This window comes from Collinsella sp. AM09-41 (assembly GCF_003473245.1).
GTDB lineage: Bacteria > Actinomycetota > Coriobacteriia > Coriobacteriales > Coriobacteriaceae > Collinsella.
The window spans coordinates 1,967-3,620 of record NZ_QRMJ01000020.1 but is presented as its reverse complement, the minus strand read 5'-3'; the positions used below and the strand labels follow the sequence as shown (position 1 = coordinate 3,620).

Genomic DNA, 1,654 nt, shown 5'->3' with positions numbered 1-1,654 from the left:
GTCCCGCGGGCCGCGAGGTGCGGTTCCGGAAGAGCTCGGGCGATTAGTGCGGCTCGGCTGAGGCTGTCGCCAGCCTTGCACCTGCCGTCTATCGACCAGGTAGTCTACCTGGGCCCTTACCGGAAGGAGAACTAATCCCTGGAACGGCTTCCCGCTTAGATGCCTTCAGCGGTTATCCGCGCCGCACGCGGCTACCCGGCCGTGCCGTTGGTCGACAACCGGTTCACCGGAGGTGCGTCCACCCCGGTCCTCTCGTACTGGGGGCAGCCTCCATCGATTCTCCTGCGCCCACGGAGGATAGGGACCGAACTGTCTCACGACGTTCTGAACCCAGCTCGCGTACCGCTTTAAACGGCGAACAGCCGTACCCTTGGGACCTGCTCCAGCCCCAGGATGCGATGAGCCGACATCGAGGTGCCAAACCTTGCCGTCGATGTGGACTCTTGGGCAAGATCAGCCTGTTATCCCCGGAGTACCTTTTATCCGTTGAGCGACGGCCCACCCACTCGGGGCCGCCGGATCACTAGAGCCTGCTTTCGCACCTGCTCGGCTTGTGGGCCTCGCAGTCAAGCCCGCTTGTACTCTTGCATTCAAAAGGACGGTTGCCGACCGTCCCGAGCGGACCTTCGCGCGCCTCCGTTACCCTTTAGGAGGCGACCGCCCCAGTCAAACTGCCCGCCTGGCACGGTCCCCGAGCCGGTTGACGGCCTCGGGTTAGGACGCCGGTCGCGCGAGGGCAGTATTCCAAGGGCGGCTCCCCGGGGGCTGGCGCCTCCGGATCTGTGCCTCCTGCCTATCCTCTACACGCGGGACCAGCGGCCAATGCCAAGCTGCAGTGAAGGTTCACGGGGTCTTTCCGTCCTTCCGCGGGTAAGTCGCATCTTCACGACCAGTGCAATTTCACCGGGTCCATGGTCGAGACAGCGCCCAAGTCGTTGCGCCTTTCGTGCAGGTCGGAACTTACCCGACAAGGAATTTCGCTACCTTAGGACCGTTATAGTTACGGCCGCCGTTTACCGGGGCTTGGCTTCGGGGCTTCGCGCGATGCGCTAACTCCTCCGCGTGACCTTCCGGCACCGGGCAGGCGTCAGACCCTATACGTCGCCTTGCGGCTTCTGCAGAGTCCTGTGTTTTTGGTAAACAGTCGCTTGGGCCTCTCCACTGCGGCCCGCCTCCGCTCCCGGAGCAAGTCCGTTCACGTACGCGCGGGCACCCCTTCTCCCGAAGTTACGGGGCCATTGTGCCGAGTTCCTTGACCATGGTTGACCCGATCGCCTCGGTATGTTCTACCCACCCACCTGTGTCGGTTTGCGGTACGGGCGCGCACGCGCCTGCCTAGGGGTTTTTCTAGGGACCTCGGGCTCACTCGCTTCGCTTGATCGCTTCGTCCGGAGCCTCGCCCTCGTGCGGACCGGATTTCCCTGGTCCGCGGGCCGCGCTCCATCACGGGGACGTCCAGAACCCCGCCGAGCCACCCCCATCCGTCGCCCCGTCGGTCGTAGCGCCGCGTGCGCGGTGCAGGAATGTCTGCCTGCTGCGCGTCGGCTACGCCTTCCGGCCTCGCCTTAGCCCCCGACTGACCCTGGGAGGATTAGCCTTGCCCAGGAAACCTCGGGTTCACGGCGGACGAGTTACTCTCTCGTCTCTCGCTACT

1 rRNA gene (only partly in view) is annotated in these 1,654 nt (G+C 64.5%); it reads right to left on the bottom strand.

Going from position 1 to position 1,654, the window contains the following annotated elements:
* Positions 1–23 precede the first annotated feature (23 nt).
* Positions 24–1,654 (bottom strand): 23S ribosomal RNA (locus DW112_RS10025); it runs 1,619 nt beyond the window's last position.